Here is a 26,198-nt window from a genome sequence, read left to right on the forward strand (position 1 = left end):
CGGTCTAGCGCGGCCGTGGGCTCAGGACGGGCCTGCTGCGCTTCTCCGGCCCCAGCCGCTCGACCAGGCCCGCGGGGGTGGGCGATTCGAAGATCGCGCGGATCGGGACTTCCCTCCCGAGGGTGGCGCGGACGTGCCCGGCGAGCTGTGTCGCGAGGAGGGAGTGCCCGCCGAGGTCGAAGAAGTTGTCGTCCACTCCGATGTCGGGGACGCCCAGCACCTGGGCGAAGATGCGGCAGAGAGCCGCCTCCTCGGGCGACGCGGGTTCTCTGCTCGCGCCTTGGCCCGCGTACTCGGGTGCCGGGAGGGCGGAACGGTTCAGCTTGCCGTTGACCGTCAGCGGCAGCGCGTCCAGGACCATGATCACGGATGGGACCATGTGCTCCGGCAGCAGAGCGGCGAGATGGGTCCGCAGGGCTCCGGCGGCCGACCGGAAGGCGCGGACGTCCTCGGCGGACAGCTCGCCGACGGGCACGACGTATCCGGTGAGGCGCGGGTCGCACGGCTGGTCCTCCCGGACCACCACCGCGGCCTGGCCCACCGAAGGGTGGGTGAGCAGGGCGGCTTCGATCTCGCCCGGTTCGATACGGAAGCCGCGGATCTTGATCTGGTCGTCGGCCCGGCCGAGGTACTCGATCCGGCCTTCGGAGTTCCACCGGGCGAGGTCGCCCGTGCGGTACATCCGCTCGCCGGGGCCGCCGAACGGGCTGGCGACGAACCGCTCCGCGGTCAGCCCGGCCCGGTTCAGGTAGCCGCGTCCCAGACCGGCACCCGACACGTACAACTCGCCGGCCACGCCCTCCGGAACCGGCTGGAGCCCGCCGTCGAGCAGGTACGTCCGCAGGTCCGGGATGGCCCGGCCGATGACACTCGCCGTCCGCCCCGTGTCATCGGCCGTCAACGGCGCGTACGTGACATGGACGGTGGTCTCGGTGATCCCGTACATGTTGACCAGTCGCGGCGCGTCGTCGGCATGGCGGGCGTACCACTGCGCCAGCCGGCCGAGGTCCAGTGCCTCACCGCCGAAGACCACCAGCCGCAGCCGGAGCCGCTGCCCCGGGTCAGGGGCGGTCGCGTCGGCCTGGACGAGCTGGTAGAACGCCGACGGTGTCTGGTTCAGCACCGTCACCCGTTCCCGGCAGAGCAGTCGCAGGAACTCCTCCGGCGACCGGGACACCGCGAACGGCACGACGACCAGTCGGCCGCCGTGGAGCAGCGCGCCCCACAGCTCCCACACGGAGAAGTCGAACGCGATCGAGTGGAACCACGTCCACACGTCGTCCGGCCCGAACCCGAACCACTCGTCGGTGGCGGAGAAGAGCCGGGTGACGTTCGCGTGGGTGCTCACCACGCCCTTGGGCCGGCCCGTCGAACCGGAGGTGTAGATCACGTACGCCGCGTGACCCGGCAGCGGCGTACCGCCCCGCTCGCCGTCGGACAGGTCCCCGTCCGCGTGTTCGGCCAGTGCGGCCGTGGTCACGGGATCGTCCAGGAGCACCCGCGCGATGCCCTCCGGCAGCGCGTCCGTCAGCGCGCTGGTGGCCACCACCAGCGCGGGAGCCGCGTCCTGGAGCACGTACGCCACCCGATCTGCCGGGTACTCCGGGTCGATCGGCACATAGGCCGCCCCGCTCTTGAGCACCGCGAGCACGGTGACGACGAGTTCCGGTGAGCGGTCCAGCACGACCGCCGCCCGCCGCTCGGGCCCCGCGCCCCGCGCCACGAGGAGGCGGGCCAGCCGGTTGGCCCGCGCGTTCAGCTCCGCGTAGCTGAGGCGCACGCCCTCGCACACGACCGCCACCGCGTCCGGAGTCCGGGCGGCCTGCCGCTCGAACAGCTCGGTGAGCGTCGTGGGCGCCGCCTCACCGGCGGTGTGGTTCGGCACGGCCGGCAGCCGACGCCGTATGTCGTCCAGCACGTGGACCGCCCGCAACGGCCGTCCGGGGTCCTCCTCCAGTGCCGTGACGAGGTTCGCGACCGCGGTCCGCATGAGGGCTCCCACCGAGCGGGGATCGACCGCGGCCACCGACTGGACGGTGAGGGTGAAGTGGGGGTTGCTGTCGTTGACGGAGAGTTCCAGCGGGTAGTTGGTGCGCTCGTGCCCGTGCAGCAACTCGATCCCGTCGGGGTCAGGTGCGGCGGTGTCCTCGCTGTGCCGGTAGTTGAAAAGCGAGGTGAACAGGGGTGTCCGGGCGGGGAGGGCGCTGGCCCGCTGCGCCAGTACGAGGGGTGCGTGCTCGTGCACCAGCAGGTCGGCGAGCTGCCGCCGCATGCGGTGCACGGCGTCGCGCACGCTCACGGAGGCGATGTCGAGGCGGGCCGGCAGGGTGTTGACGAACAGGCCGGGTGTCCGGTCCGCTCCGGCGCCCGCGTTCATCCGGCCGAACAGCACCGTGCCGAACACCACGTCGTCCCGCCCGGAGGTGGCTGCCACGACCCGCGCCCACGCGACGTGGAACAGCGTCGCCGGACCGACCCCCAGACACCGCGCCCGCTCGCGCAGCCGCCGCGCCACATCGGCGTCGAGCTGCATGCGCACCTCGGACACACCGCTGCCGTCGCCGTGCACGTCCAGCAGCCCGTACGGCGCGGTCGGCTCGCTCACGCCCCCCAGGAGTTCGCTGAAGAACCGCTCGTGCTCCCGCGCCGGCACGGTGAGCCGTGCCTGCGCGACGAACTCGCGGAACGGCAGCGGCGCGGGCAGCGTGTCCCCGTTGCAGGCGAGGATCGCGCGGATCTCGTCGAAGACCAGGGCGAGGGACGTACGGTCCTGCACGAGGTGGTGCACTTCGAGCAGGACGTACCACCGCTGGTCGGCGGGGTCCTGCGCGACGACGGTCTGCAGCAGCGGGGCGTTCCGTACGTCCATCGGGCCGGTGCGTGTCGCCAGCAGGCTGCCCACCGGGTCCGCGCCCTCCAGCCGGAGGTTCCTCACCGGGACGGGGGCGGTGCGCAGGACGACCTGGACGGCCTCCCGGAGTCCCTCCCACCGGAAGGCGGTCCGCAGGATGTCGTGCCGGTCGACCACCTGCTGAACGGCGGCGAGAAAGGCGTCGGCCCGCGGCCGGGAGTCGAGGCGGAGGACGTAGGGCAGCGTGTAGAGGTCGGTGCCGTTCTCGCCCTCCAGCAGGTGGTGGAAGAGGATGCCTTCCTGGAGCGGGGCCAGCGGGTAGATGTCGGCGATGTTGGCCGCGCCGCCGGGGACGTCCGCGACGACGACGTCGATCTCCTGCGCCGTGAGGTCGGCCAGCGTCACCATCTCCGGCGTGATCACCGTGGCGTCGGCGGGGATGCCGTTCGGCGGGACGGCCATCTGAGGGGCTCCTTGCAGCGCCGCGAGACCGGCCACGGTGGGGCTGGTGAACAGCGTGCGTACGTCCACCGCGACACCGGCGGCACGGGCCCGTTCCACCAGCGTCACGGCCAGCAGGGAGTGTCCGCCCAGCTCGAAGAAGTCGTCGTCGGCGCCGACGGACGGCAGGCCGAGCACCTCGGCGAACAGCGCGCACAGGATCTCCTCCCGCACCGTCGAAGGCCCGCGCCCGGCGGTGTTCCCGGCGCCGTGGTCCGGAGCCGGCAGCGCCTTGCGGTCGAGCTTGCCGTTGACGGTCAGCGGCAGTTCGCCGAGCACCACGATCACGGCAGGGACCATGTGATCGGGCAGCATCCGGGCCAGGTGGACGCGGATCTGGGCGGCGTCCGTGTCACCGGCAGCCACCACGTACCCGGCCAGGCGCTTGTCCCCCGGCCGGTCCTCCCGCACCACCACGGCCGCCTGCGCGACGGACGGATGGGTGAGCAGGGCGGCTTCGATCTCACCCAGCTCGATACGGAACCCACGCACCTTCACCTGGTCGTCGGTACGCCCCAGATACTCCAACTGCCCGTCCACGCTCCACCGGACCAGGTCCCCGGTCCGGTACATCCGCTCACCCGCGACGCCGTACGGATTGGCCACGAACCGCTCGGCAGTCAGCCCAGGACGGCCCAGATAGCCCCGCGCCAACTGCACACCCGCCAGATACAACTCCCCCGCCACCCCGACCGGAACCGGCCGCAAGACACCGTCCAGCACGAACACCCGCGTGTTCCAGACCGGCCGCCCGATCGGCACACCACCGCCCGAACCCGCACCCGCACCCGGCTCGCAGGTGAACGCGGTGACGTCGATGGCGGCTTCGGTCGGCCCGTACAGGTTGTGCAGCGGTACCGGCAGCACCGCGTGGAACCGGTCGCACAGCGCGACGGGCAGCGCCTCGCCGCTGGACACCACGGCCCGCAGGGACAGGCACTCCCGAGCGGTGGGTTCGGCGACGAACGCCTGGAGCATCGACGGTACGAAGTGGGCGACGGTCACCCGCTCGCGCCGGATCAGCTCCGCCAGATAGGTCGGGTCACGGTGACCGCCGGGACGGGCCACCACCAGGGCGGCACCTTCGAGAAGCGGCCAGAAGAACTCCCACACCGACACGTCGAACCCGAAGGGCGTTTTCTGCACCACCCGGTCGCCCGCCGTCAGCCCGTACGCGCCCTGCATCCAGGCCAGTCGGTTGGCCAGGCCCCGGTGCGTGAGCGTGACGCCCTTCGGACGCCCCGTGGAACCTGAGGTGTAGATGACGTACGCCGGGTGATCGACGAGGAGGCCACGGGTGCGGTCGCCGTCCGCGAGGTCGGTCGCGGGCAACTCGCCCAGGGTGAGGGCCAGTTCCCGGTCGTCGAGGCGGAGGCAGCGGACCTGCCCGCTGTCGACCGGGCTCAGGGCTCCGGTGGTGAGCAGAAGTACGGGTTGGGCGTCGGCGAGGAGGCCGGTGACGCGCTCGGCGGGATGGTCGGGGTCGACGGGGAGGTAGCCGGCGCCGGTCTTGAGGACGGCGAGCAGGGCGACGACGAGGTCGGTGGAGCGTTCCAGCTGGACCGCGACGAGGGTTTCGGGCCCGGCGCCGCGTCCGGCCAGAAGACGCGCGAGCCGGTTGGCGCGTGCGTTGAGGTCGGCGTAGGACAGCCGGTCGTCCCCGAAGACCACGGCCGTGGCGTCCGGGGTACGGGCGGCCTGAGCCTGGAAGAGGTCCGGAAGGGTGGCCGCCGGCAACTGGTGCGCGGTGTCGTTCCACTCCGCCAGTACCTTGTGACGCTCGTCCGCGCCGAGCACGTCGATGTCCCCGACGGGTTGTGCGGGGTCGGCGGTCAGGGTGTCGAGGATGCCGACGAAGCGCGCGGCCAGGGACACCACCGTTCCGTGGTCGAACAGGTCGGTGGCGTAGACGAGGGAGCCGGTCAGGCCGCCGGTGGGGGCTTCCCGGAGCTGGATGTCGAGGTCGAACTTGGCGGGCCGGTCGCCCGTGGGGAGGAGGTGGGCTTCGACGCCGGGCAGGGCGAGGCTCGCGGGAGCGGTGTTCTGCAGGGCGAGCATGACCTGGAAGAGGGGGTGGCGGGCCAGGGAACGGGCGGGCGCCAGGTCCTCCACCAGCCGCTCGAACGGCACGTCCTGGTGGGCGAAGGCGTCCAGACTCCCTTCGCGTACCCGGTGCGTCAGCTCCCGGAACGAGGGGGAGCCGGAGATGTCGGTGCGGAGGACCAGGGTGTTCACGAAGAACCCGACCAGTTCGTCCAGGCTCTCGTCGGTGCGGCCCGCCACCGAGGTCCCGATGGGGATGTCGACGCCCGCGCCGAGACGGTGGAGCAGGGTGGCGAGGGCGGCCTGAAGCACCATGAACGCGGTGACACCCTCGGCGCGGGCAAGGGCGTTGATCCGCTGGTGGAGTTCACCGTCGATGTGCAGGTCGACGGTGCCGCCACGGTGGGAAGCCACCGCCGGCCGGGGCCGGTCCGTGGGCAGGGCGAGTTCCTCCGGCAGGCCGGCGAGGGCCTGGCGCCAGTGGTCCAGCTGGTGGCTGAGGACGCTTGCGGCCTCGTGGTCCTCGCCCAGGAGGTCGCGCTGCCAGAGGGTGTAGTCCGCGTACTGGACCGGGAGCGGTTCCCAGTCCGGTACCCGGCCGTGGGTACGGGCGGCGTAGGCGGCTGAGATGTCGCGGGCGAGCGGCGCGAGGGACCAGCCGTCACCGGCGATGTGGTGAAGCACCAGGACCAGGACATGATTCTGCGGAGCGACCGCGAACAGCCTTGCACGGAGCGGCAGTTCATGGTGAAGACCGAACGGGCCCAGGGCCTCTTCGGCCACCGCCCGCGCCACCTCGTCCTCCGGCAACGCTTCGGGGAGGAGCTTCAGGTCGACCGCCTGCGCGGCAAGAACGCGCTGCTCGGGCACACCGTCGACCTGCCCGAACACGGTACGCAGAACCTCGTGGCGGGCGACGACGTCATGAAGAGCGGCCCGCAGGGCAGCGTGGTCGAGATCCCCGGTGAGACGCAGGGCGATGGGGATGTTGTAGAGCGCGGAAGGACCTTCCAACTCACCCAAGAACCACAGGCGTTGCTGCGCGTACGACAGCGGCACCGTACCGGTCCTGGGCCGGGAGGTCAGCGGCGGGCGTACGCCGCCCACGCCCGTGTCGGGGAGTCGGAGGGCGAGCCCGGCGACGGTGGGGGTTTCGAACAGGGCCCGGATCGGGATCTCGGCGCCGAGGACGGCACGGATACGGCTGACCAGCCGGGTGGCCAGCAGGGAGTGGCCGCCGAGATCGAAGAAGTTGTCGTCCACACCGACGTACGAGAGGCCGAGGACGTCGGCGAACGCCTGACTGAGGAGGTGCTCGTGGACCGTCCGTGGCTCCCTGCTCGGGGTCGTGGCGGAGTAGTCGGGGGCGGGCAGGGCCTTGCGGTCCAGCTTGCGGTTCACCGTGAGCGGGAGCGCCGCCAACTCGACGATCGCCGTCGGCACCATGTAGTCGGGCAACACGGCCGACAGCGCGACACGTACGTCCGCGAGATCCACACCGTCCGGGCCGCTTGCGCCATCCAGCGCCCCCGGAGCGCTCGGAGCACCCGGACCACCCGGACCACCCGGACGACTCCGACCACCCGCCGCAACGACATACCCGACCAGCCGCCTGTCTCCCGGCTGGTCCTCACGCACCACCACCGCCGCCCGACCCACGGAGGGGTGGGCGCGCAGAGCGGTCTCGACTTCGCCAAGCTCGATACGGAACCCGCGCACCTTCACCTGGTCGTCCGTACGGCCCAGGAAGTGGAGCTGCCCCTCGGCGTCCCACCGAACCAGGTCCCCGGTCCGGTACATCCGCTCAGCGGGGGTGCCGTAAGGGTTGGCGACGAACCGCTCCGCGGTCAGCCCGGGACGGCCCAGGTACCCCCGCGCCAACTGCACACCCGCCAGGTACAGCTCCCCGGACACCCCCGGAGGCACCGGTCGCAGCTCCCGGTCCAGTACGAAGGCCCGGGTGTTCGCCAGCGGGCGGCCGATCGCCGGAGCACGGCCCGACGAGAGCGCGGCACAGCGCAGCAGCGTGGCCCCGATGGCCGTCTCCGTCGGCCCGTAACTGTTGAAGAACTCGCGGCCGGCGGTGACCCAGCGGTCCACCAGGCCCGCGTCCGGCGCCTCACCTCCCACCACGAGCGAGCGCAGCTCCGGCAACCGCACCGGGTCCAGCGCCCGCGCCACTCCCGGTGTCACATGCGCCACCGAAACGCGCTGCGCACGCATCAGTTGCTGCAAGCGGTCGAGGTCGACCCGGTCCTCGTCCGAGGCCAGCACGAGGACCGCGCCGGAGAGCAGGGTGACGAAGAGGTCCTGCACCGACACGTCGAAGCTGAACGCCGCCGCCCCCAGCACCCGCGAACGCGCGTCGATCCGGTACTCCGGCACGACGGCGGCGATGTTGTTGGCGAGCGACCGGTGCGTGACCACCACGCCCTTGGGCCGCCCGGTGGAACCGGAGGTGTAGATGACGTACGCACGGTGGTCGGGCAGCAGCGGGCTGCGCCGCTCCGCGTCGGACAGGTCGTGTGCGGCACGGCCAGACAGCTCCTGCCGCAACCGGGGGTCGTCGAGTGACATGCGAGCCACGTCGACGCCCCGCAGCCCCTCCCACGTCGTATCACCGGTGATGAGCACGGAGGGCTGCGCCTCGGCGAGCAGCGAGGCGATCCGCTCGGCCGGATGGCCGGGATCGAGCGGAAGGTAGGCGGCCCCAGTCTTCAGTACCGCCAGGATGGCCACGACGAGGTCGACGGACCGGGGAAGCGCCAGAGCGACCACCTCCTCGGGCCCTGCGCCGCGGTCGACGAGAAGGCGGGCGAGCCGGTTGGCTCGGGCGTTGAGGTCCGCATAGGTCGTCTCGGTGTCCTCGAACACGACCGCGGTCGCGTCGGGGGTGCGGGCTGCCTGGGCCTGGAAGAGTTCGGGAAGGGTGGCGAGGGGGAGGTCGTGGGCGGTGTCGTTCCACTCCGTCAGGACGCGGTGGCGTTCGGCCGGGCCGAGAACGTCGATCCGGCTCACGGCGACGGACGGATCTACGGTCACGGCTTCCAGAACCCGGAGGAAACGTGCACCGATCCCTACGGCGGTGTCGTGATCGAACAGGTCCGCGGCGTAGGTGAGCGCACCGTGCAGACCTGCGGGGGTTCCGTCGTCGGCGAAGTGTTCGCCGAGCTGGACGTTCAGGTCGAACTTCGCCGGCACGTCGCCGACCGAGAGCACCTCGACGCTCACACCGGGCAGCTCAAGGTCCGGTGCGGCGTTGTTCTGCAGCGTGAGCATGACCTGGAAGAGGGGGTGACGGGCCATCGAGCGGGCCGGTGCAAGCTCCTCCACCAGACGCTCGAACGGCACGTCCTGATGGGCAAAGGCATGCAACGCACGCTCACGGACACGCCCGAGGAGCTGTACGAAGTCAGGGTTCCCCGACACGTCGGATCGCAGGACCAGCGTGTTGACGAAGAACCCGACCAGATCGTCGAGCGCCTCGTCGGTCCGACCGGCGACGGGTGTACCGATGGGGATGTCCTCCCCGGCACCGAGGCGATGGAGCAGAGCAGCCAGGGCCGCCTGCATCACCATGAACACCGTCACACCCTGCGCACGGGCCAGCTCCACCACCGCCCGGTGCACCGCAGCATCGATTTCCAGAGGTACGGTCCCGCCCCGACGGGATGCCACTGCCGGGCGGGGCCGGTCGACCGGCAGCGACAACTCCTCCGGGGACTCGCCCAACTCAGCTTGCCAATAGGCAAGTTGCTCAGCCAGAACGCTGCCGGACTCGCTCTGGCCACCAAGGAGTTCGCGCTGCCAGAGGGTGTAGTCCGCGTACTGGACCGGGAGCGGTTCCCAGTCCGGAGCCCGGTCGTGGGTACGGGCGGCGTAGGCGGTGGAGATGTCGCGGGCGAGCGGCGCGAGGGACCAGCCGTCACCGGCGATGTGGTGGAGCACCAGGACCAGGACGTGATCCTGGGGTGCGACCGCGAACAGCCGCGCACGGAGGGGTAGTTCGCCGGAAAGGCTGAGAGGTCGAGACGCTCCGTCTGTCACCGCCCGTGCCACCTCGTGCTCCGGCAGCGCTTCGGGGAGGAGCTTCAGGTCGACCGCCTGCGCGGCAAGAACGCGCTGCTCGGGCACACCGTCGACCTGCCCGAACACCGTGCGCAGGACCTCGTGGCGGGCGACGACGTCATGAAGCGCGGCCCGCAGGGCATCGTGGTCGAGATCCCCGGTGAGACGCACGGCGATGGGGATGTTGTAGAGCGCGGAAGGCCCTTCCAACTCGTCCAGGAACCAGAGGCGTTGCTGCGCGTACGACAGCGGCACCGCCTCCGGCCGCTCCATCGGTGCGAGCGGTCGCCGGGACGCACCGGAAGCGGAGAGCCGACCGGCAAGAGCAGCCGGGGTCGGCGTCTCGAACACTGTCCGGATGGCCATCTCCACCCCGAACACCGACCGGATCCGGCTCACCAGTCGGGTCACGAGCAGGGAGTGGCCGCCGAGTTCGAAGAAGTTGTCGTCGACGCCGACCGAGGTCAGAGCGAGTACGTCGGCGAAGACCGCGCAGAGGATCTCCTCCGATACGTTCGCCGGACCCCGGCCGGTGACACCCACGCCGTATTCCGGAGCGGGCAGGGCCTTGCGGTCGAGCTTGCGGTTCGCCGTGAGCGGGAGTACGTCCAGGAACACCACCGCCGCAGGCACCATGTAGTCCGGCAGCAGACCGGCGACATGGGCGCGCAGGACGGAACCGTCCACCTGCGGAACAACGCCCTCGGCGCGAACGACGTAACCGACCAGGCGCCTGTCACCGGGCTGGTCCTCACGGACGACAACGGCCGCCTGAGCAACGGCCGGATGGGCCGTCAGGGCGGCCTCGACCTCGCCCAGCTCGATACGGAAGCCACGCACCTTGACCTGGTCGTCCGTACGCCCCAGATACTCCAACTGACCGTCCACGGACCATCGGGCCAGATCCCCGGTCCGGTACATCCGCTCACCGGAGGTGCCATACGGATTCGCCACGAACCGCTCCGCCGTCAGCCCAGTACGGCCCAGATACCCCCGGGCCAGTTGCTCGCCGGCCACGTACAGCTCTCCGGCGACACCCGGAGGAACCGGCCGAAGCGCGGAGTCCAGGACGTAAGCACGCATGTTCCACAGGGGTGCACCGATGGGCACTCGGCCGTGATGTCCCGTGTCCAGCGCCGCCATCGTGGACCACACGGTGGTCTCCGTCGGTCCGTAGAGATTGGTCACGGACTCGGCCGCCGCCGTCAACCGCTCGGCCAACGCCAAGGACAGCGCCTCACCACCAACCAACACCCGCAGCCCACGCACCGCCGCCGGAGACTCCGCGACCAAGCCCTGCCACACCGCAGGCGTCGCCTGCATCACCGTGGCACCCGACCGCACGACCAGACTCCCCAACGCCTGCGGATCCCGCACCGTGTCCCGGTCCGCCAGCACCACCCGGGCACCCGACACCAACGGCACAAACAACTCCAGCACATGGATGTCGAAAGCCACCGTCGTCACCGCAACAAGCGCATCCCCAGCACCCAACGCCAGACGATCACACATCGCTGCCACAAAATTACTCAAAGCCTGCTGAGGAACAACGACCCCCTTGGGCCGACCCGTGGAACCCGAGGTGTAGATCACGTACGCAGGACAAGCCGGGAACAACGCCCCACCACGCTCACCCTCCACCAGATCCCCACCCGCGAAACGCGAGCACTCCCCCACAGCCTCCGGAGCATCCACCACCACCCGCACCACACCCTCGGGCAACGACGACTCCACCCCACACGTCGTCACCACCAGCACGGGACGGGCATCAGCCATCACATACGCGATGCGATCGGCAGGATGACCGGGATCGACGGGCACGTACGCCGCTCCCGCCTTCACCACCGCCAGCAGGGCTACCACCAGGTCGACCGAGCGGTCCATCAGTACGGCCACCCGGTCTTCCGGCCCCACACCTTTGCTGACCAGCAGTCGAGCGAGACGGTTCGACCGGGCGTTCAGCTCCGCGTATGTCAGCCGGGTGTCCCCGGACACGACCGCTGTCGCGTCCGGCGTACGCGCGGCCTGCGCCTCGAAGAACTCGGGAAGCTCGGGGAGGGGCGTGTCGCGGACAGTGGCGTTCCACTCCACCAGAGTGCGATGTTGTTCGACCGGGGTGGCCACGTTCAGCCCGGCTGTCCGCGCATCGGGCTCCAGGCGGGACAGGGCGGCGAGCAGGTGCAGGAACCGCTCCTGGTGGGCGGCGTTCTCCTCTTCGGTGTAGAGCGCGGGGTTGGCCAGGAAGTCCACCCGCAGTCCCGCGTCGCGCTCGTAGACGAGGATCGTCAGGTCGTCCACGGCACCGTTCGCCAGGTAGGTGCGGGCGGTGGTCTCGCATCGGCCGAACCGGGGCATCGTGCGGTCATCGGGCAGGAAGTTGATGACAGGGCCGAACATGCGGCTGCTCGTACGGGCGAGTTTCAGGTCGCGATGCAGGTGTTCGTAGCGGTATCGCTGGTGCTGCAGGACACCCCGGCTCCGGGCTGACGCCGCCCGAGCCAGGTCGCGCACGCTCATGTCCGGTGTGATGGGCAGCCGCAGTGGCAGCGCCTGGGCCATGCTCGCCAACGACGCCCGCGCACGCGCTCCCTTGCGTGCCGTGACGGTCAGGCCCAGTACGACCTCGGGTGCCTGCGACACCCGATTCACGTACAGCCCGGCGGCCCCGATCAGCAGGGCCGGCAGGGCGACGCCCGACGCGCGGGCCACCTGCCGGAGCGACTGCGCGACCCCGGCCGAGACCACGGCGGTCCTGCGGTGGGAATGGCGCGACGCGAACGCCGTGCCCGGGGCCAGGGTCACGGGCTCGGGCGCGTCCCCCATGTACGCGGTCCAGTACGCCCGGTCCCGTGCGAACTCCTCGCTCCCACGGTACGCAGCGTCGTCGGCCAGGATCTCCTCCAGCGGCGCGAACGGCGTGAACGGGCAGTCCTGCCCGTCCTCCAGGGCTGTGTAAATCTCCGCCACCCGGTTCACCCAGGCCGCGTATCCGATGCCGTCCAGCGCGATGTGATGGGCCCCCAGATACACCACGGTCCTGTCCTCGGCCACCAGGAGCGCGGCGAGGGTGTGGATTCGGCCGCCTGCGAGATCGGCGGGGCGGGCCGCCTCGGCACGCATCCACGCTTGTGCTGCCGCCGCCGGGTCAGCCTCCTGCCGCAGGTCGATCACGGACAGCCGGTAGTCGAGGAGGGGCTCGACCACCTGCCACGGCGCCTCACCGTCCTGCCCGAACCGCACACGCAAAAGCTCCGTCTCGGCCAGTGCCTGGGCGAACGCCTGCTCCAGCAGGGGGATTCGCAGGCTGCCGACGATGTCCAGACAGTCCACCATGTTCTGGGCCGGGCTCTCCGGGTCCAGTTCCTGGGCGTACCAGATGCCTTCTTGAGCTGCGGTAAGGGCTTTTTTGGCATGGTTCGACATAGTGAATGTCCCGTGTGCTTGGTATCCAGCGAGAAATCAGCAAAAAGACCTGTGCCGCGCAGACTCGGCATCCGTCAGCGGGAGAAGTGGCTGACACACATAACGGGCCCGGCGAAGCGGCGAATCGGCCGAACAGGAACGCCCTGTCCGGCGCCGGATTACATACGGCCCGGTTGAAAAGTGCGGCGCCCGGCAGCACGCGCGGGGCCATACCGGCCGGGGGCCGGGACTCGCATCACGGCGCACGTCGCCATGCTCGGGGGGCTGCTCGAAATGGGGGCGCGCAGCGCGTACAACGGCCCCTTCCCGGAGCCGCCCCACCCCGAGTGCGGTCCGCCGGAATCCACCGGAGTTCAGCGGACCGCAATTGCCGCTGGGCTCAGTTGCCTTCCATGGCATCGACCAGGCTCTTGGGCCGCATATCGGTCCAAGTGCGCTCCACATAGTCGAGGCAGTCCTGCCGCGAGGCCTCGCCGAACGCGATCTCCCAGCCTTCGGGAACGTCGACAAAGACCGGCCAGAGCGAGTACTGCTCCTCCGGGTTGACCAGCACCAGGTAAGAAGCTTCTTGATCCTCGAACGGATTCGTCATGTTTGGACTTTCTGGTGCTGGTTACTGGTGTTCTTGGTGAACTTGACTGAGAGGGAGTACAACCTCCGCAAGTGAACTTGTAGATAATCCCGGACGGCCTCGGGATGATCTTGCGATGGCCGCCGCACCTCTGCGGGTAACCTCTCGTGACGTTTGGTGATCTTCGTTGGGTGCGGGCAATGCCGCCATGACCTGCGGAGTCACACCACCGCTCCTCGCGCGGACCACGCCACCCAGAAGGCGCTCACGGCGCTCGCCGCGCCCCGTACACACGCTGCGCAGCGTCGCCAGGGCATTGTCACGGCGCGCTGATCCTGCTACTCGGCAGTATTCGAGGCCGAGGAAGGCAGGCTCCAAACGGCAGCCGACGGCTCACCGTTCGGGCTGCTCCGTCCGCCTCGCAGCGGTGGTGTCTACCAGCGGTGGGAGGCGTGAACGGCAGAGGTGAACCTCTCATCAGCCCCCGGCTTCCATGAGCCCAAAGCCCTCTGGAAAGCTCTCCAGGAACTCGCGCCGTGCTGGATTGGTCTCGGCCTCGGCCATGGCGCCAAGCAACTCGGCCAACTCGATTCGCTGCTCGCCCGATAGTTTGCCGACCACATGGGCGACGCCCTCCATGACATTCACAGCGTCGTCCGGATCCATCTGCTCGTCGTCCGTGCCCTCGACGAACCACAGGACGTCGACCAAAGCCTCGGCCAGAGCGTGAGTCAGAGACGAGTACATGGGTATCAAGCTGAACTCCAACAGGTCACGGCAGCAAGGTCCGGCCATCCCACCACACAGCACGGTCATCACGTCCGGCCGTCCCTCGGCCGAAAGCGAAAGAGAGGAACACCCCTGTTCGACGACTGAGGGCACGGCGCTACGGAGCCAAGAGTGCCAGCGCCTCCTTCGCGTTGTGGTCGGCTATTTCCCGCATCACCGAACGGTGCGGGAAGTCGCCGTCGAGCAGGCGCAGGGGGCCGGCCACCAGTGAAAGGCGCATCGCGAGCATGTAGAGGTCGAGCCGTGCCGGATCGAGCCCGGGGCGTGACAGGAGTGGGTACCGGTCGCCGAAACGAAGCTGCAGGAAAACGTGCTCCCACTCGACGTCGAAGTACATCAAGCCCTCGATGTCGATGAGGACGCCGTGTCCGGACGTATCCACCAGGACGTGGTCGGGCCCGAGTTCACCGTGGATCAGACCGTGCCGCGTGCGCGGAGACACCCGCGCGGCCAGTTCTTGCAAACGATGGTGCAGCGAGGCCGCGGCCGACCGGATCCTGGGGTCGCGTTCGGCCGCCGCGGCGAGGTCCTCGACGGCACGCTCAAGCACCAGCTGTTCGCAGGAAACGCCGGGCGTCCTGTCGCCCCGTTCGAGCACGTCCACCCTGCCGTAGCTCCGACTGTGCTGCTGGTGCATCACGTCGAGCATGGCGCCCAGCTCGTCCATGGCCTTCGCCGCACGTGGAGGATCCGTCTTCAGGAGCGTTTCCAGAGTGCCGTCGGCGATGTCCTCGACCACTGCCACATCTGCCGCGCAGCGGCGTCGGCTGTCGTCAGCCAGAAGTACCCCCGGGACGCGGATCCCAAGGCTGTCCAGTGTTCGCTGAGCGGTCAGGAAGGGGGCCAGCCCGGAGGCGGGAGCGAACGGGTGGGCCGGGTCGACGGTTTCCACGTCCGGCCAGAAGTTCTCGGCCTCGGCCCAGCTGTAGACGATCACACTCGCCGCGTGTGATCGTCTCGTGCGAACCCGGTAGACCCCTTTCTTGCTGCCGCCGCGCAACCGGTCCACTCCCACGATGCCGGAGCCGGGTCCCAGCGCCTCGTGCACGATCCCTGACAACGCTTCATCATTCATGAACTGGCGCATGCACCGACCCTATGTCCGGCCTGATGCGGTTTCGACCCTGGATGCCGGCCTTCCATGAGCTCGGGACGCCTGAAAGCTCCGTCGCACGGCCCCTGGGCCCTGGCCGGACTCGTTCTACGCTGGCAACCCCTTCCACCAGCCCAGGGAGCAGCGTGCCGCCGCCGGCCTTCGCCTACCGGATCACCAAGTACAACCCCGCCGACCGCGACGGAAACGGACACTACAACGGCGCTGAGGACACGGTCAGCGACCACGGACCGGTCGAGGCGGCCTACTTGCGGGCGATCGGCGCCTTCGCGCAGGAGTCGGGCGTCGACCGGCTGGAGATCCGTGAACCCCAGGTCGCCGGTTTCCCCAACTTCGGCCTGGAGGCGCCGGTCGAGGGGCACGGCCTCGCGGGACTGTTCCCGCCCGACCTCTCCGGCTACTACGACGGTGCCACGGTCTCCGTGCCGGTTGCTCTGGAGCTCGTACGGGCCATGCTCCGTGACCGTGGCGCCTGGTGCCGACTGGAGCAGGAAGGGGTGTTCACCGTGCATGTCGGATGGGACCAGTACGTGTACGTCTCCAGCGCACAGCCCTGCGAGGCGGCCGCCGTCCGCACGCGCGAGCTCGGCCTGTTCGCGGAAGCGATCACGGTCTCGCCGTACGCCGCAAACCTTGAGGAACCAGAGGTGACACAGGCCGCGGACGAGGAGTTCTGGAGACGGGTACGCGCAGAACTGGCCGCACCGCGGACCCTGCTCCTGGAGGAGAGCCATGTCCGCAATGGGGCCAGATGGCACCGCCTGACGGAGAAGAATCTCGATGCCGTCCGGGCCGCGCTCGGTCCACGCGCGCTCCTGACCGTCTGGCCGGACCTCCTCCCCGACATCGACGCGGTCCTCGCCGCGCTGCCCACGGAGGAATCCGTGGACTTCGTCTGGGAGGCCTCGGACGGAACGATTCGCCACGTCACCGTGGATGAGGACGACTACCAACGGCTCGCTGCTCTGGTGGCGGGTGCTCGCGGCGCGTGCTCTCTTCCGCTGGGCCTCGACGACCGCCATCCGCTGTTCCAGGCCGCGCTGCCCGACCGTGACGGTGTGCTGCGCGCGAGGTGGTAGGGGCGGGCCGGGCCCGCACGAGGCGGGTCCGGCCCGGGGTGGGGCGGTGGGGTCAGCGCGCTTCCTTGGTGAGGAAGTCGAGCAGGATCTGCCGGCTGGTCTGGGACGTGAGGCTGCCGTAGGCGTCGTCGAAGGCGTGCTCGGCGAAGGGCAGTTCCCTGACCTCGGTGTCGACGCCCTGCTTCCTGAGTGCGTCGCCGAGGCCGGTGACGGTTTCCGGGCGGGCGCTGCGGTCGCGGTCGCCGACCACCAGCAGGGTGCGCGGCAGGCCGGGGCGGATGTCGGAGGTCGGGGACACCTCGCGGTAGCGGTCCGGGTACTGGTCGGGGGTGCCGCCGGTGAACATCTCCGCCGCCTCGCGGGTTCCGGCCACGTCGTCCTTCCACATCTGGGTGACGTCGGTGCCGGGGTAGAAGCCGATCACGGCGGCCGGGGGCTTCGGGGTGCTGCCGTCGGGTGTCTTGATGGTGCCGTTGTGGAGGCGGTACGCGGCGTTCATCGCGAGGGTGCCGCCCGCCGACATGCCGCCGAGGGAGATCCGCGTGCTGTCGACCCCGTACTCGTCGGCGTTCTTCTGCACCCAGCTCAGGGCGGCGACGAGGTCCTGGGGGGCCTTGTTCCAAGTGGGGCGGTCGGGGCCGGCCAGGCGGTAGTCGACGGCGAAGACCGCGACGCCGTGGTCCGCGAGCCAGCGGCCGGTGCCGCGCAGGTCGCTCTTGTCGAAGGTGTGGAATCCTCCGGCGTGGGCGAGCACGACGGCCGGGGTCTTCTTGCCACCGGGCTGCTTGACGCCGACGGCCTGGTTGCCGACGGGCTGCTTGCTGACGGGCTGCTTGCTGACGGGCTGCTTGTCGGCGGGCTTCGTGTCGGGGGTCTTTTTGGGCAGGTACACGTCCACGCGCAGCGGCTTGCCCTCGGGGCTCGCGTACGTCTTCGTCGTGTCCGGCTTCACCGCCGGGTAGCCGAGTTCGGTGAACGGCTCGCTGAAGGAGACGTCCGCTCCGGCGTTCTGTGCGGCCCGGAACTGGATTCCGCCGATGGCCAGCGCCCCCAGGGCGCACAGTGCCGTGATGACGGTGACCGTGCGGCCCCAGCGCACCAGGCCGGCGCGCCGGGCCAGCGCGGCGAGTACGGCTGCCACGAGGGCGATCAGGGCGATGTGGAACGGGTACTGCCCGCCGAGGACCGGCCCGATCACTCCCGCCTTGGGTATGGCCGGAAAGTACGCGCCCAGGACGATGGCGAGGACCAGGAACGCGAGGAACGAGGCCAGGACGGCGGAGATGCCGCGCAGGATCCGAACCGGCCGGCTGGTGGATGCGGCGGGGCTTCTGTGGGTGGTCATGGCTGCGCTCCTGCGACGGTGCGGGGGGGCGGCGGGGTCCCGCCGCTCACGGACTTGAGGCGAGCTGCGCACCCCTCGGGGCCGTGTGCGCGGCGGCGAGGAGCAGCTCGTACAAGAACCGTAGGAACCGGGCACCCCCACGGGCCTCACGCTGCGGAGCCATTCCCAGGACTGGCTCTCAGGTAGGGGGCCCGCAGGGATCGCCGCAGGTCAGCGTGGTGCTGCGGGAGGTCAGAGGTTGGTGCGGCCGGGGGCGACCAGTCCCGTTTCGTAGGCGAAGACGGCTGCCTGGGTACGGTCCCGCAGCTGGAGCTTGTGCAGGATGCTGCCCATGTGGGTCTTGACGGTCTGCTCGGCGACGACGAGTTCGGCGGCGATCTCCGCGTTGGACAGCCCCTGGGCGACGAGTGTCAGTACCTCGGTCTCGCGGTGGGTGAGGCCCTCGACCCGTTCCCGGACGGGTGGCTTCGCCGAGCTGCTCAGCCGGGAGAACTCGGTGATGAGCCGCTTGGTGATCTCCGGGGACAGCAGGGCGTCACCCGCGGCCACGGTGCGTACGGCTTCGGCCAGTTGGACTCCGGAGGCGTCCTTGAGCAGGAAGCCGCTGGCACCGGCGCGCAGTGCCTCGTACACGTACTCGTCGAGGTTGAAGGTGGTCAGGACAAGGATCTTGGAGGTCAGGTCGGTCTGCCAGGTGATCCGGCGGGTGGCGTCGATGCCGTTCAGGCCGGGCATCCGGATGTCCATGACGATCACGTCGGGCTGGAACTCCTGGGCCTTGGCCACGGCTTCCAGGCCGTCGACGGCGGTCGTGATCACTTCGATGTCGGGCTGGACGTTGAGCAGCACCGAGAAGGCTTCGCGGACCATCGCCTGGTCGTCGGCGATCATCACTCGGATGGTCATGCGGTGTGTTCCTTGTCTGTCCGAGCGGTGGGGGCGGCAGGCACCGGCAGCAGAGCGGTCACCTCGTAGCCGCCGTCGGGCGTGGGGGCCGCGGAGAGCTCTCCGCCGAGCATGGTGGCGCGTTCGCGCATGCCCAGGACGCCGTGTCCGGCTCCGGGCGAGGGGACGCCCGGCTGTTGGCCGGAGCTGTTGAGGATGCGCAGGTGGAGGGCGGTTGGGGTGTAGGTGAGTTCGACGCGGGCGGTGGCGCCCGGGGCGTGCCGCAGGGTGTTGCTGAGTGCCTCCTGCACGATCCGGTAGGCCGACAGTTCCACGCCTTCGGGCAGCGGGCGACGGGACCCGGAGGTCGCCGCCGTCACGTCGAGCCCGGCCTTGCGCACACCGTCGAGCAGGTCGTCGAGCCGTTCCAGGGTGGGTTGCGGGGCTTCGGGTGTGCTGCCGTCCGGACGGTCCTCGGAGCGCAGCACTCCGAGGAGGCGGCGCAGCTCGGTCAGGCCCTCCAGGGCGCCCGCGCGAATATCGGCCAGTGCGGCGACCAGTTCCTCGGGCGGGTTCGCGACCCGGTACGGAGCGGCATCGGCCTGGATGGAGACGACGGACATGTGGTGGGCGACCACGTCGTGCAGCTCCCGGGCGATGCGGACGCGTTCCTCCAGGACGGTACGGTGCGCCCGCTCCTGTGCGAGGGCCGACTCCTGTTGTGCGAGCCGGGCGCGGACCTCCCGGGTCCTGCGTACTCCGGTCGCGGTGGCCACGACGAGGGCGAACATCACCAGGACGATCACGATGAAGCGCCACGGCCAGATCCCGCCGCCCAGTTGCAGCACCACCAGCAGCGCGGTGCTCAGCAGCACGGTCTCCAGCATCACCCGCGGCGGGTTGCGCAGCGCGACCAGGAGCAGCAGCCCGGCGTGCACGGCCCAGGCCCAGCCCTCGTACGGGCCGAACGCCGGATGGAGCGAGAGCAGCGGCAAGGTCAGCAGCGACAGCCACCAGGCGGGCACGGGCCGGCGCAGCGCCGGTACGAGGAGTGCCGCGTGGGCCGTCCCGACGGGTCTCATCGCGATGTCCTCGGTGCCCCAGTACCCGGCGCACACCGCCACCGCGACGACCGCGAGGTACGGCAGCCACCGCAGCACCTTCGGCCCTGTCATGGGCGGCATGGGCTGCGGGGCCGACGTGAACAGATCGTTCCGTACGGTGTTCAGCACTTGGCGCGCTGTTCCTGTGCCGGCCGTGTTCATGTGATCAGTATCGTCCGGACCGTCCATGAGTCCGCTCCTTGCCGGTCGTGGAGAGTCCAGCTGCGCGGTCGTCGCCGCGCCTGCCGCTGGGAGACACGGCTGGGCAGTGGGCCGGGGCAGCCCCGAGGGGGTACGGGCGAGGTTCTTCGGGGACACCGGTACGAGGCTAGGGAACGAACCCGCTGGTCAGCCTCACCCTCCGGGACTGTTTTCCGGCTGGCTCTCAGGTATGAGGGCGCGGCTCGCGGCCACGGTCGTCCCCACGCGACAGCACTGGGCACGGCTCATGACCCGGTTGCCAGGTGGACCATGCAGGTGGTTGCCGCGACCGCGAGGAGCAGGTACAGGCCCGGGAAGGCGATGTTGTGGAAGACACGGGCCCGGACGTGGGCGACCACCGCGCCGACGAAGAAGAGGGTCAGCCCGATGCCGGCGGCGACACCGACCCAGGTCCACACGGTCAGGCCGACGACCAGCCCGACCGCTCCGGCCAGTTTCAGCGCCGCGAGGTAGGGCACGGCGCTGTCGGGTACGTGCACCTCGGCGGAGTTCCGCTGTACGAAGTCCGCCTTCGCCCAGTCGGCGACGGCGATGGAGGCGTTGGCCACGACGCACACGATCGTGGCAACGAGCAGGACTGTCGTCATGCCGCGCACCCGCCCACCACGGGGTAACGCGTCGCCGCCGGGGCAGCGGCACGCACGGCATCGAGCAGGGCTCCGAGCTGGTCGCCTGCTGCGGGGCAGGGTCCGTCCGCGGTGGGGAATCGGGCTGTCTGTACGCTCATCGGCGGGCATCTCCTTGTGAGGACTGTCGGGCGGGAGATTGGCGATCTCGTCCGTCCCGACGTCCGCCACCTCGGAAAGGTGACACCTGATGATGCCGATCATGGAGTTCGAAGCGCTGAGGCCGCGGTTGACGGCGATGGCGTTCCGGCTGCTCGGCTCCGTCCACGACGCGGAGGACGCCGTACAGAGCGCCTGGCTCAAGGCATCGGCCGCGGAGACCGAGGGCCTGCGCAACCCGGCCGCGTGGCTGACGACCGTACTCACCCGTGTATGTCTCGACCAGCTGCGGATGCGGCACCGCCGCCGTGAGGAGCCGCTGCTCGCGGACGCGCTGCCCGCCGGGACCGTCGCCGCGGACGAGCGGTACATCCAGCGGGAGAACGTCTCGCGCGCGTTGATGGTCGTCCTCGATCTGCTGACGCCCGCCCAACGCGTCGCCTACGTTCTGCACGACCTGTTCGACGTCCCGTTCCGCGAGGTGGCGGAGACTCTCGGGACCAGCGCGGACAGCGCCAAGAAGCACGCCAGCCGGGCGCGCGGCCGACTCGAACGCGCAGAACCCCTGCCCACTGCGACCGCCGTCGACCAGACCGTCGTGGAAGCGTTTCTCGCGGCAGCCGCCGGTGGCGACATCAACCGGATGATCTCCCTGATGACCGAGGACTGCGTACGTGTCGCCGACGCGGCCCTCGTCCCGCCCGGTACGCCGACGACGGTCACCGGCGCCCGCGCGGTCGCCGAGGAGACAACGCTGTTCGCGGACCGGATCCGCGCCAGTACACCGATGCTCGCCGACGACCGCCCGGTCGGCGTCATCGCCCCCGGCGGCCACTTCCTCGCCGTCATCACCCTCACCACCAGGGCGCGATGCGTCGCCCGGATCGACATCCATCGGAGCCACCACCAGCGCGCCACCCTGACCACGACCTCCTGACGCGCAACCCCCGGCCGGTCAACGGGCCTTGGGAGGGCGGCCCCGTCCGGCACGGCTTGGCCCTGTGGCCGCCCGCCTGTTGTTCGTCCGCGGAGGGCAAGCGTCCCGGCCGTTACAGCGGGCTGCCGCCCGACCGCCACCGTGGACCAGTGGCCCGAAGTCCGGGTATTCACCTACCAATCGAGACCTGTCCGCCAAAACCGCTGGCCAAGCTTCGGGCGCGGCGCGACGTTTAGCGCGAGGACGCCATCCGGCACTGCTGCGGTGTCGCACCGCAGCCCGACGCGGTCACGGCCACGTGGCACGACACCTACGAGATCCGATTTCACCCCGGGACAGGCGCACATCGGCGTCCAAACCAGTTCGCCCGCCCCGGGCCCACCCAACCCGCACAAGGCGAGAAGGAGAGAGCCCAGTATGAACTCCGTCCTGCGTACCCATGCCCGGATCGGTGAACGCGCCCTTCTGCTGACCACTGCGATCGTCCCGTTGACCGGCTGGGCCGTCCACGCGACCGTGCTGCACAGGCAGCTCGCGGCGACCCGCCGCGACCCGCTCACCGGGCTGCTGCGCCGCGACACCTACACCCTGCGCGCCCGCCGGATCCTGCGCCGCCACGGGGCGAACACCACGGTCATTCTCGTCGACCAGGACCATTTCAAGGGGGTCAACGACCGGTTCGGACATGCGGCGGGCGACACCGTTCTCGCGGCCACCGCGGAGCGCCTCACCCGGTGGGCGGGCCCGCACGCCGCGATCGGCCGTCTCGGCGGCGACGAGTTCGCCGTCGTGGTGAACCTGCCCGCGGAAGGGCGCCGGCTGCGGCTGGAGCAGCTGGTGGGGATGCTGTGCGCGCCGGTGCGGCTGAGCGACGGTCGTACGGTCGCCGTCGGCGCGTCCGTCGGCGCGGCCTCCCCCGACGTGCTGGGCGTCCACGAACTCTCCGCCCTGCAACGGGCAGCGGACGCCGCCCTGTACGACGGGAAGCACTCCGGCCGTGCGGTTCTCGCCAACGCCGCGCACACCACGATCCCGACGGTGAACGGCCGCCGGGCGGGCAGGCCGGGCACGCACATCTGGGGGCGAGCGGCGTGAACACCTCGCTCCGTCCTGCGGCGCGGGGCCGTGCTCGCGCACGTGCCCCGCGGCGGTGACCCGCCGGTCGCGGAAGCAGCCGTTCGAGCCGGGCACTGTCCCGGCTCCCGGCGGGCTGCCGGGTCGGCGCGATCACCGTGAGCACGGAGGGCCGTTGGGCAGGTCCTGCATCACGCCGTACGGCCGTCTCGACCTGGGTCTGTTCAGTAACTGGCGTAACTGGGCCTGCCGTTGGGCCGGTAGACGCCGAGGACGGTGCCGCCCTTCGTCGTCGAGACGCTGACCGGCTCCAGCGCCGTGGGGATCGCGCCGTCGGCGAACAGCCGCTTGCCGGTGCCGATGATCACGGGATGGATGGTCAGCCGGTACTCGTCGACGAGGTCGTGCCGCATGAGGGTCTGGGCGAGGTCGCCGCTGCCCACGACGTTGATGTTGCCGCCGTCGGCCGCCTTCAGCGTGCGTACGGCGTCGACGGTGTCGCCCTCCAGCAGCGTGGAGTTCTGCCACTCGACGGACTTCAGGGTCCGCGACGCCACGTACTTGTGCGTGCTGTTCATCCGCTCGGTGAACGGATTGCCCGGGTCGGCGGAGGGCCAGTACGAAGCGAAGATCTCGTAGGTCCTGCGTCCGAGCAGCATCGCGTCGGAGTGCTGGTACCAGCCTGCGATCGCCGTGCCGACCTCGTCGTCGGACGCCATCTTCTGCCAGCCGCCGTGTTCGAAGCCGCTCCCCGTGTCCTCGTCCGGGCCGCCCGGTGCCTGCATGACGCCGTCGAGCGTCAGGAACGTACACACGATGACCTTGCGCATGGCGTGCTCCTTCCGTCGACGGGTAGACCGCACCGCCGCCGGAAACTCATCGGCGGCCGGCGGGGTACCACGGGCGGCCCTCCGGTCGCGTTCCGACCATCGGCCGTCGCGTTCGGGACCAACGACCGTCGCGTCTGGGAACGCCGGCCGGACCGGTCACAGGTGGACGGTCCGTGACCTGTTGGCCCTCCCGCCCCGCCAGCACGATGGTGCGGGAGACGACACGAGGTGCGGTTGAGCCCGCCGGGTCGGCGCGGTCGCCGCTCGTGTTGATCACATACGCAGAGAAGGGTTTCCGAATGCTGAAGTTCAAGAACAAGGTGGCACTGGCAGTCGCCACCGCGGGACTCTCGTTCACCGGTCTGCTCGCCACCGCGGGGACCGCGGGCGCAGCGGCCCAGGCCGACGGGTACAACCGATGCCCGTCGGGTCGGGCCTGCTTCTTCTCGGACTGGAACGGGACGGGTTCCTTCGGTTACCCCTCGGGATGCGGAACGCAGTACCTCGGGCAGTGGGCGGGCACCGTGTCGTCGATCAAGACGCACGGGAACGCCGTCCGTCTCCTGGACAGCAAGCAGAATTCGGTCGGCTACGTCCCGGCGTGGACCTCGACCAACCTCTCCGCGGCCGAGAACGACAAGGCCCATTGGATCTGGGTGATCTGCTGAGGCCGGGCCCAGGGACGGCACGACACGTCCCGACGATTCCTCGGCTTCGGTACCCGGAAGCGGCACACCCGTCATGGAGCGTTTCCCTCAGCAAGGAGTGAAGTCATGGCACGGAACAGGGAATTCAGGAAGGTCAGGGCAGCGGCGGTCGTCGCGGGAGCACTGACACTCGCCGGAGCGGCAGTTGCACCCGCGCAGGCAGCGGAGCGGGCAGGTGGCCCCGCGGCCCAAGTGGTCACGCGGTGCTCTGACATCGGCGACCTGGGCGACATGAAGGTGTGCGTCAGCACAGGCCCCGGTCAGCCCACGATCGCCTGGTTCGACAACCAGAGCGGCGTCACGCACTTCGGGGCCATCCTCCGGATCACCAACGTCAGCAGGACCTATCAGTCGCAAGATCCTCCCTTCACCGCGCATGCCCACAGCAACAACGGAATGCGCCGCGACGGCCTGGCGAACGACTGCTACTACGGCTACGTAAGTCTGAACGGCGGGCACGGCTTCTACCGGACCAACGAATCGGCGTGCGTCTGAGACGTGCGTCTGGGAGCAGTACTGCGGGTGGTGGTGGCAGCCGTCGTGGCCGGGGGGCACGACGGCTGCACCCGGGTGGAGCGTGTGGGCGGCTCGGACGATCTCGGCCGGCAACCGGAAACTCCGGGCCGACCTCGACCGCAAGGCGCGCTGCGCCGCCCGCGTCGGGGCGTTGCGTAAGCTCCTCGGGTCCGACGGATACTCCGGGACCGGCTGCGCGACGCAGCCGTGGCACCGAACCCACGAGGCCAGCCAGGATGACCGATGCCGACAGTGTGTGGCGGCTCATGAGTGACAGCACGCTCGTCGGCACCATTGCCGTCGATGAGAGCGACATGCCCTGGCTGCGCGGCCGCTTCTTCGCCGAGCCGGCCTTCAGCAGGTTCAAGCCCTGGTTCGACGAGGTCAACGCTCTGGTCGAGGCCGAGGATTCCGCACGGTTCGACGACGCCTACGGCCGCATCGAGGCGGCCCTGACACTCGTGTCGCCGTCCGGTCCCGTCGCCGGGTTCCTTCTCCACATCGATCAGGACCGTGCCTGGTTCCGCTGGTACTGAGCAGCCGGGGCCCATGCGATATTCGCTGTCCATGCGATATTCGCTGTCCGCCCGCCCCGTGAGGGCGCAGGATGGTGCGCATGACTCTGGCCACTCCCGTCCTGCACACCGCGCGCCTGCGTCTGCGGCCCTTCACGGACGCCGACGCGGACGCGCTGTTCGCGTTGCACAGCAACACCGACGTGATGCGCTACTGGGACTCCCCGCCGTGGACCGACCGGGCCCGCGCCGAGCGTTTCATCGAGCGGTGCCGGAAGCTCGCGGACGAGGGGACCGGGGCGCGGGTGGCCGTCGACCGCGCGTCCGACGGGGCTTTCGTCGGCTGGTGCGGGCTCATCGGATGGAACCAGGACTACCGCAGCGCTTCGCTGGGCTACTGCCTCGGTGATGCCATGTGGGGCCACGGCTACGCGACGGAGACGGCGCACGCCCTGCTGCGGTGGGCCTACGACACGCTGGACCTGAATCGGGTGCAGGCCGAGGCCGATACGCGCAACGCGGCATCCGCGCGGGTCCTGGAGAAGATCGGATTCGTACGGGAAGGAATGCTGCGGGAGGACTGCGTCGTGGACGGCGAGGTGTCCGACACGTGGGTGTACGGGCTGCTGAAGCGGGAGTGGGAGGCGTCGGCCGTGCCGGTGGCGGCCCGCGCGGAGCAGCCGTGACGGTGCGGTAGCGGACCGGCGGTGCGGCGGCGCGGCACCGGGCGAGCGGCGCAGCAACCGACGATCGGCCCGGCACCCGGCGAGCGGCGCGGCTACCCCAGTGCGACGCAGCACCCGGCGAGCGGCGTTCCTGCTGGTTGACGTGGCGCGCGGCCCGGTCGTTGCGCGCGCTGCCCCAGGCGCGGAGCCGCCCGTGCGACGCGGCTACCGCCCG

General features: G+C 70.2%; 16 protein-coding genes. 7 read left to right on the top strand and 9 right to left on the bottom strand.

Annotated elements, in window-relative coordinates:
- Positions 1 to 4: 4 nt before the first annotated feature.
- The 4 genes from ACFYVL_RS08400 to ACFYVL_RS08415 all read right to left on the bottom strand — a co-directional run bounded on the left by ACFYVL_RS08400 (position 5) and on the right by ACFYVL_RS08415 (position 15,333).
- Positions 5 to 12,886 (bottom strand): amino acid adenylation domain-containing protein, encoded by a 12,882-nt coding sequence (locus ACFYVL_RS08400; RefSeq protein WP_389242077.1) that lies wholly within the window; start codon positions 12,884 to 12,886, stop codon positions 5 to 7.
- Positions 12,887 to 13,265: 379 nt separating this feature from the next.
- A complete protein-coding gene (locus ACFYVL_RS08405; protein ID WP_389242079.1) occupies positions 13,266 to 13,478 on the bottom strand; it encodes an MbtH family protein in 213 nt (70 codons plus the stop codon).
- A gap of 456 nt (positions 13,479 to 13,934) precedes the next feature.
- Complete coding sequence (locus ACFYVL_RS08410) at positions 13,935 to 14,204, bottom strand: hypothetical protein (RefSeq protein ID WP_389242081.1); 270 nt, start codon at positions 14,202 to 14,204, stop codon at positions 13,935 to 13,937.
- A 139-nt stretch (positions 14,205 to 14,343) separates the two neighbouring features.
- The gene (locus ACFYVL_RS08415; protein ID WP_389242083.1) at positions 14,344 to 15,333 is read right to left on the bottom strand and encodes a phosphotransferase; all 990 of its coding nucleotides are present in this window, start codon (positions 15,331 to 15,333) and stop codon (positions 14,344 to 14,346) included.
- A 152-nt stretch (positions 15,334 to 15,485) separates the two neighbouring features.
- Here ACFYVL_RS08415 and ACFYVL_RS08420 point away from each other — a divergent pair, with 152 nt between their 5' ends.
- Positions 15,486 to 16,439, top strand: coding sequence for an RNA-binding protein (locus ACFYVL_RS08420; protein WP_389242085.1), 954 nt, complete (start codon positions 15,486 to 15,488; stop codon positions 16,437 to 16,439).
- 52 nt (positions 16,440 to 16,491) lie between these two features.
- On the opposite strand, the gene ACFYVL_RS08425 is transcribed toward ACFYVL_RS08420, so the two are convergent.
- The 4 genes from ACFYVL_RS08425 to ACFYVL_RS08440 form a co-directional block, all read right to left on the bottom strand.
- The gene (locus ACFYVL_RS08425) at positions 16,492 to 17,784 is read right to left on the bottom strand and encodes an alpha/beta hydrolase (protein ID WP_389242087.1); all 1,293 of its coding nucleotides are present in this window, start codon (positions 17,782 to 17,784) and stop codon (positions 16,492 to 16,494) included.
- Between the two features lie 231 nt (positions 17,785 to 18,015).
- Positions 18,016 to 18,690 carry a response regulator gene (locus tag ACFYVL_RS08430; RefSeq protein ID WP_389242089.1) on the bottom strand — a complete coding sequence of 225 codons (675 nt, stop codon included), beginning with the start codon at positions 18,688 to 18,690 and terminating at the stop codon, positions 18,016 to 18,018.
- A complete protein-coding gene (locus tag ACFYVL_RS08435) occupies positions 18,687 to 19,844 on the bottom strand; it encodes a sensor histidine kinase (protein ID WP_389242091.1) in 1,158 nt (385 codons plus the stop codon). Before ACFYVL_RS08435 ends, ACFYVL_RS08430 begins: the two co-directional genes overlap by 4 nt.
- A 374-nt stretch (positions 19,845 to 20,218) precedes the next feature.
- Entirely contained in the window at positions 20,219 to 20,581 is a 363-nt protein-coding gene (locus ACFYVL_RS08440; RefSeq protein ID WP_389242093.1) for a DoxX family protein, read from the bottom strand.
- Positions 20,582 to 20,822: 241 nt separating this feature from the next.
- Between ACFYVL_RS08440 and ACFYVL_RS08445 the strand changes: the two genes are divergently transcribed.
- Both ACFYVL_RS08445 and ACFYVL_RS08450 read left to right on the top strand, forming a co-directional pair.
- Entirely contained in the window at positions 20,823 to 21,656 is an 834-nt protein-coding gene (locus ACFYVL_RS08445) for a sigma-70 family RNA polymerase sigma factor (RefSeq protein ID WP_389242095.1), read from the top strand.
- A 417-nt stretch (positions 21,657 to 22,073) separates the two neighbouring features.
- On the top strand, positions 22,074 to 22,751 hold the full coding sequence (locus ACFYVL_RS08450; RefSeq protein WP_389242097.1) for a GGDEF domain-containing protein: 678 nt from the start codon (positions 22,074 to 22,076) through the stop codon (positions 22,749 to 22,751).
- Positions 22,752 to 22,954: 203 nt separating this feature from the next.
- Here ACFYVL_RS08450 and ACFYVL_RS08455 read toward each other — a convergent pair whose 3' ends face one another.
- Positions 22,955 to 23,560, bottom strand: a complete 606-nt coding sequence (locus ACFYVL_RS08455; RefSeq protein WP_389242099.1) for a dihydrofolate reductase family protein — start codon at positions 23,558 to 23,560, stop codon at positions 22,955 to 22,957.
- Between the two features lie 299 nt (positions 23,561 to 23,859).
- On the opposite strand from ACFYVL_RS08455, the gene ACFYVL_RS08460 reads away from it, so the two are divergent.
- The 4 genes from ACFYVL_RS08460 to ACFYVL_RS08475 all read left to right on the top strand — a co-directional run bounded on the left by ACFYVL_RS08460 (position 23,860) and on the right by ACFYVL_RS08475 (position 25,984).
- Positions 23,860 to 24,228, top strand: a complete 369-nt coding sequence (locus ACFYVL_RS08460; RefSeq protein WP_389242101.1) for a peptidase inhibitor family I36 protein — start codon at positions 23,860 to 23,862, stop codon at positions 24,226 to 24,228.
- 105 nt (positions 24,229 to 24,333) lie between these two features.
- The gene (locus tag ACFYVL_RS08465; RefSeq protein ID WP_389242103.1) at positions 24,334 to 24,762 is read left to right on the top strand and encodes a hypothetical protein; all 429 of its coding nucleotides are present in this window, start codon (positions 24,334 to 24,336) and stop codon (positions 24,760 to 24,762) included.
- A gap of 287 nt (positions 24,763 to 25,049) precedes the next feature.
- Positions 25,050 to 25,319, top strand: coding sequence for a hypothetical protein (locus ACFYVL_RS08470; RefSeq protein WP_389242105.1), 270 nt, complete (start codon positions 25,050 to 25,052; stop codon positions 25,317 to 25,319).
- Positions 25,320 to 25,399: 80 nt separating this feature from the next.
- On the top strand, positions 25,400 to 25,984 hold the full coding sequence (locus ACFYVL_RS08475; protein ID WP_389242107.1) for a GNAT family N-acetyltransferase: 585 nt from the start codon (positions 25,400 to 25,402) through the stop codon (positions 25,982 to 25,984).
- Positions 25,985 to 26,198 lie beyond the last annotated feature (214 nt).

Origin of the sequence: Streptomyces sp. NPDC004111 (assembly GCF_042874215.1) — a bacterium.
Taxonomy (GTDB): Bacteria; Actinomycetota; Actinomycetes; order Streptomycetales; family Streptomycetaceae; genus Streptomyces.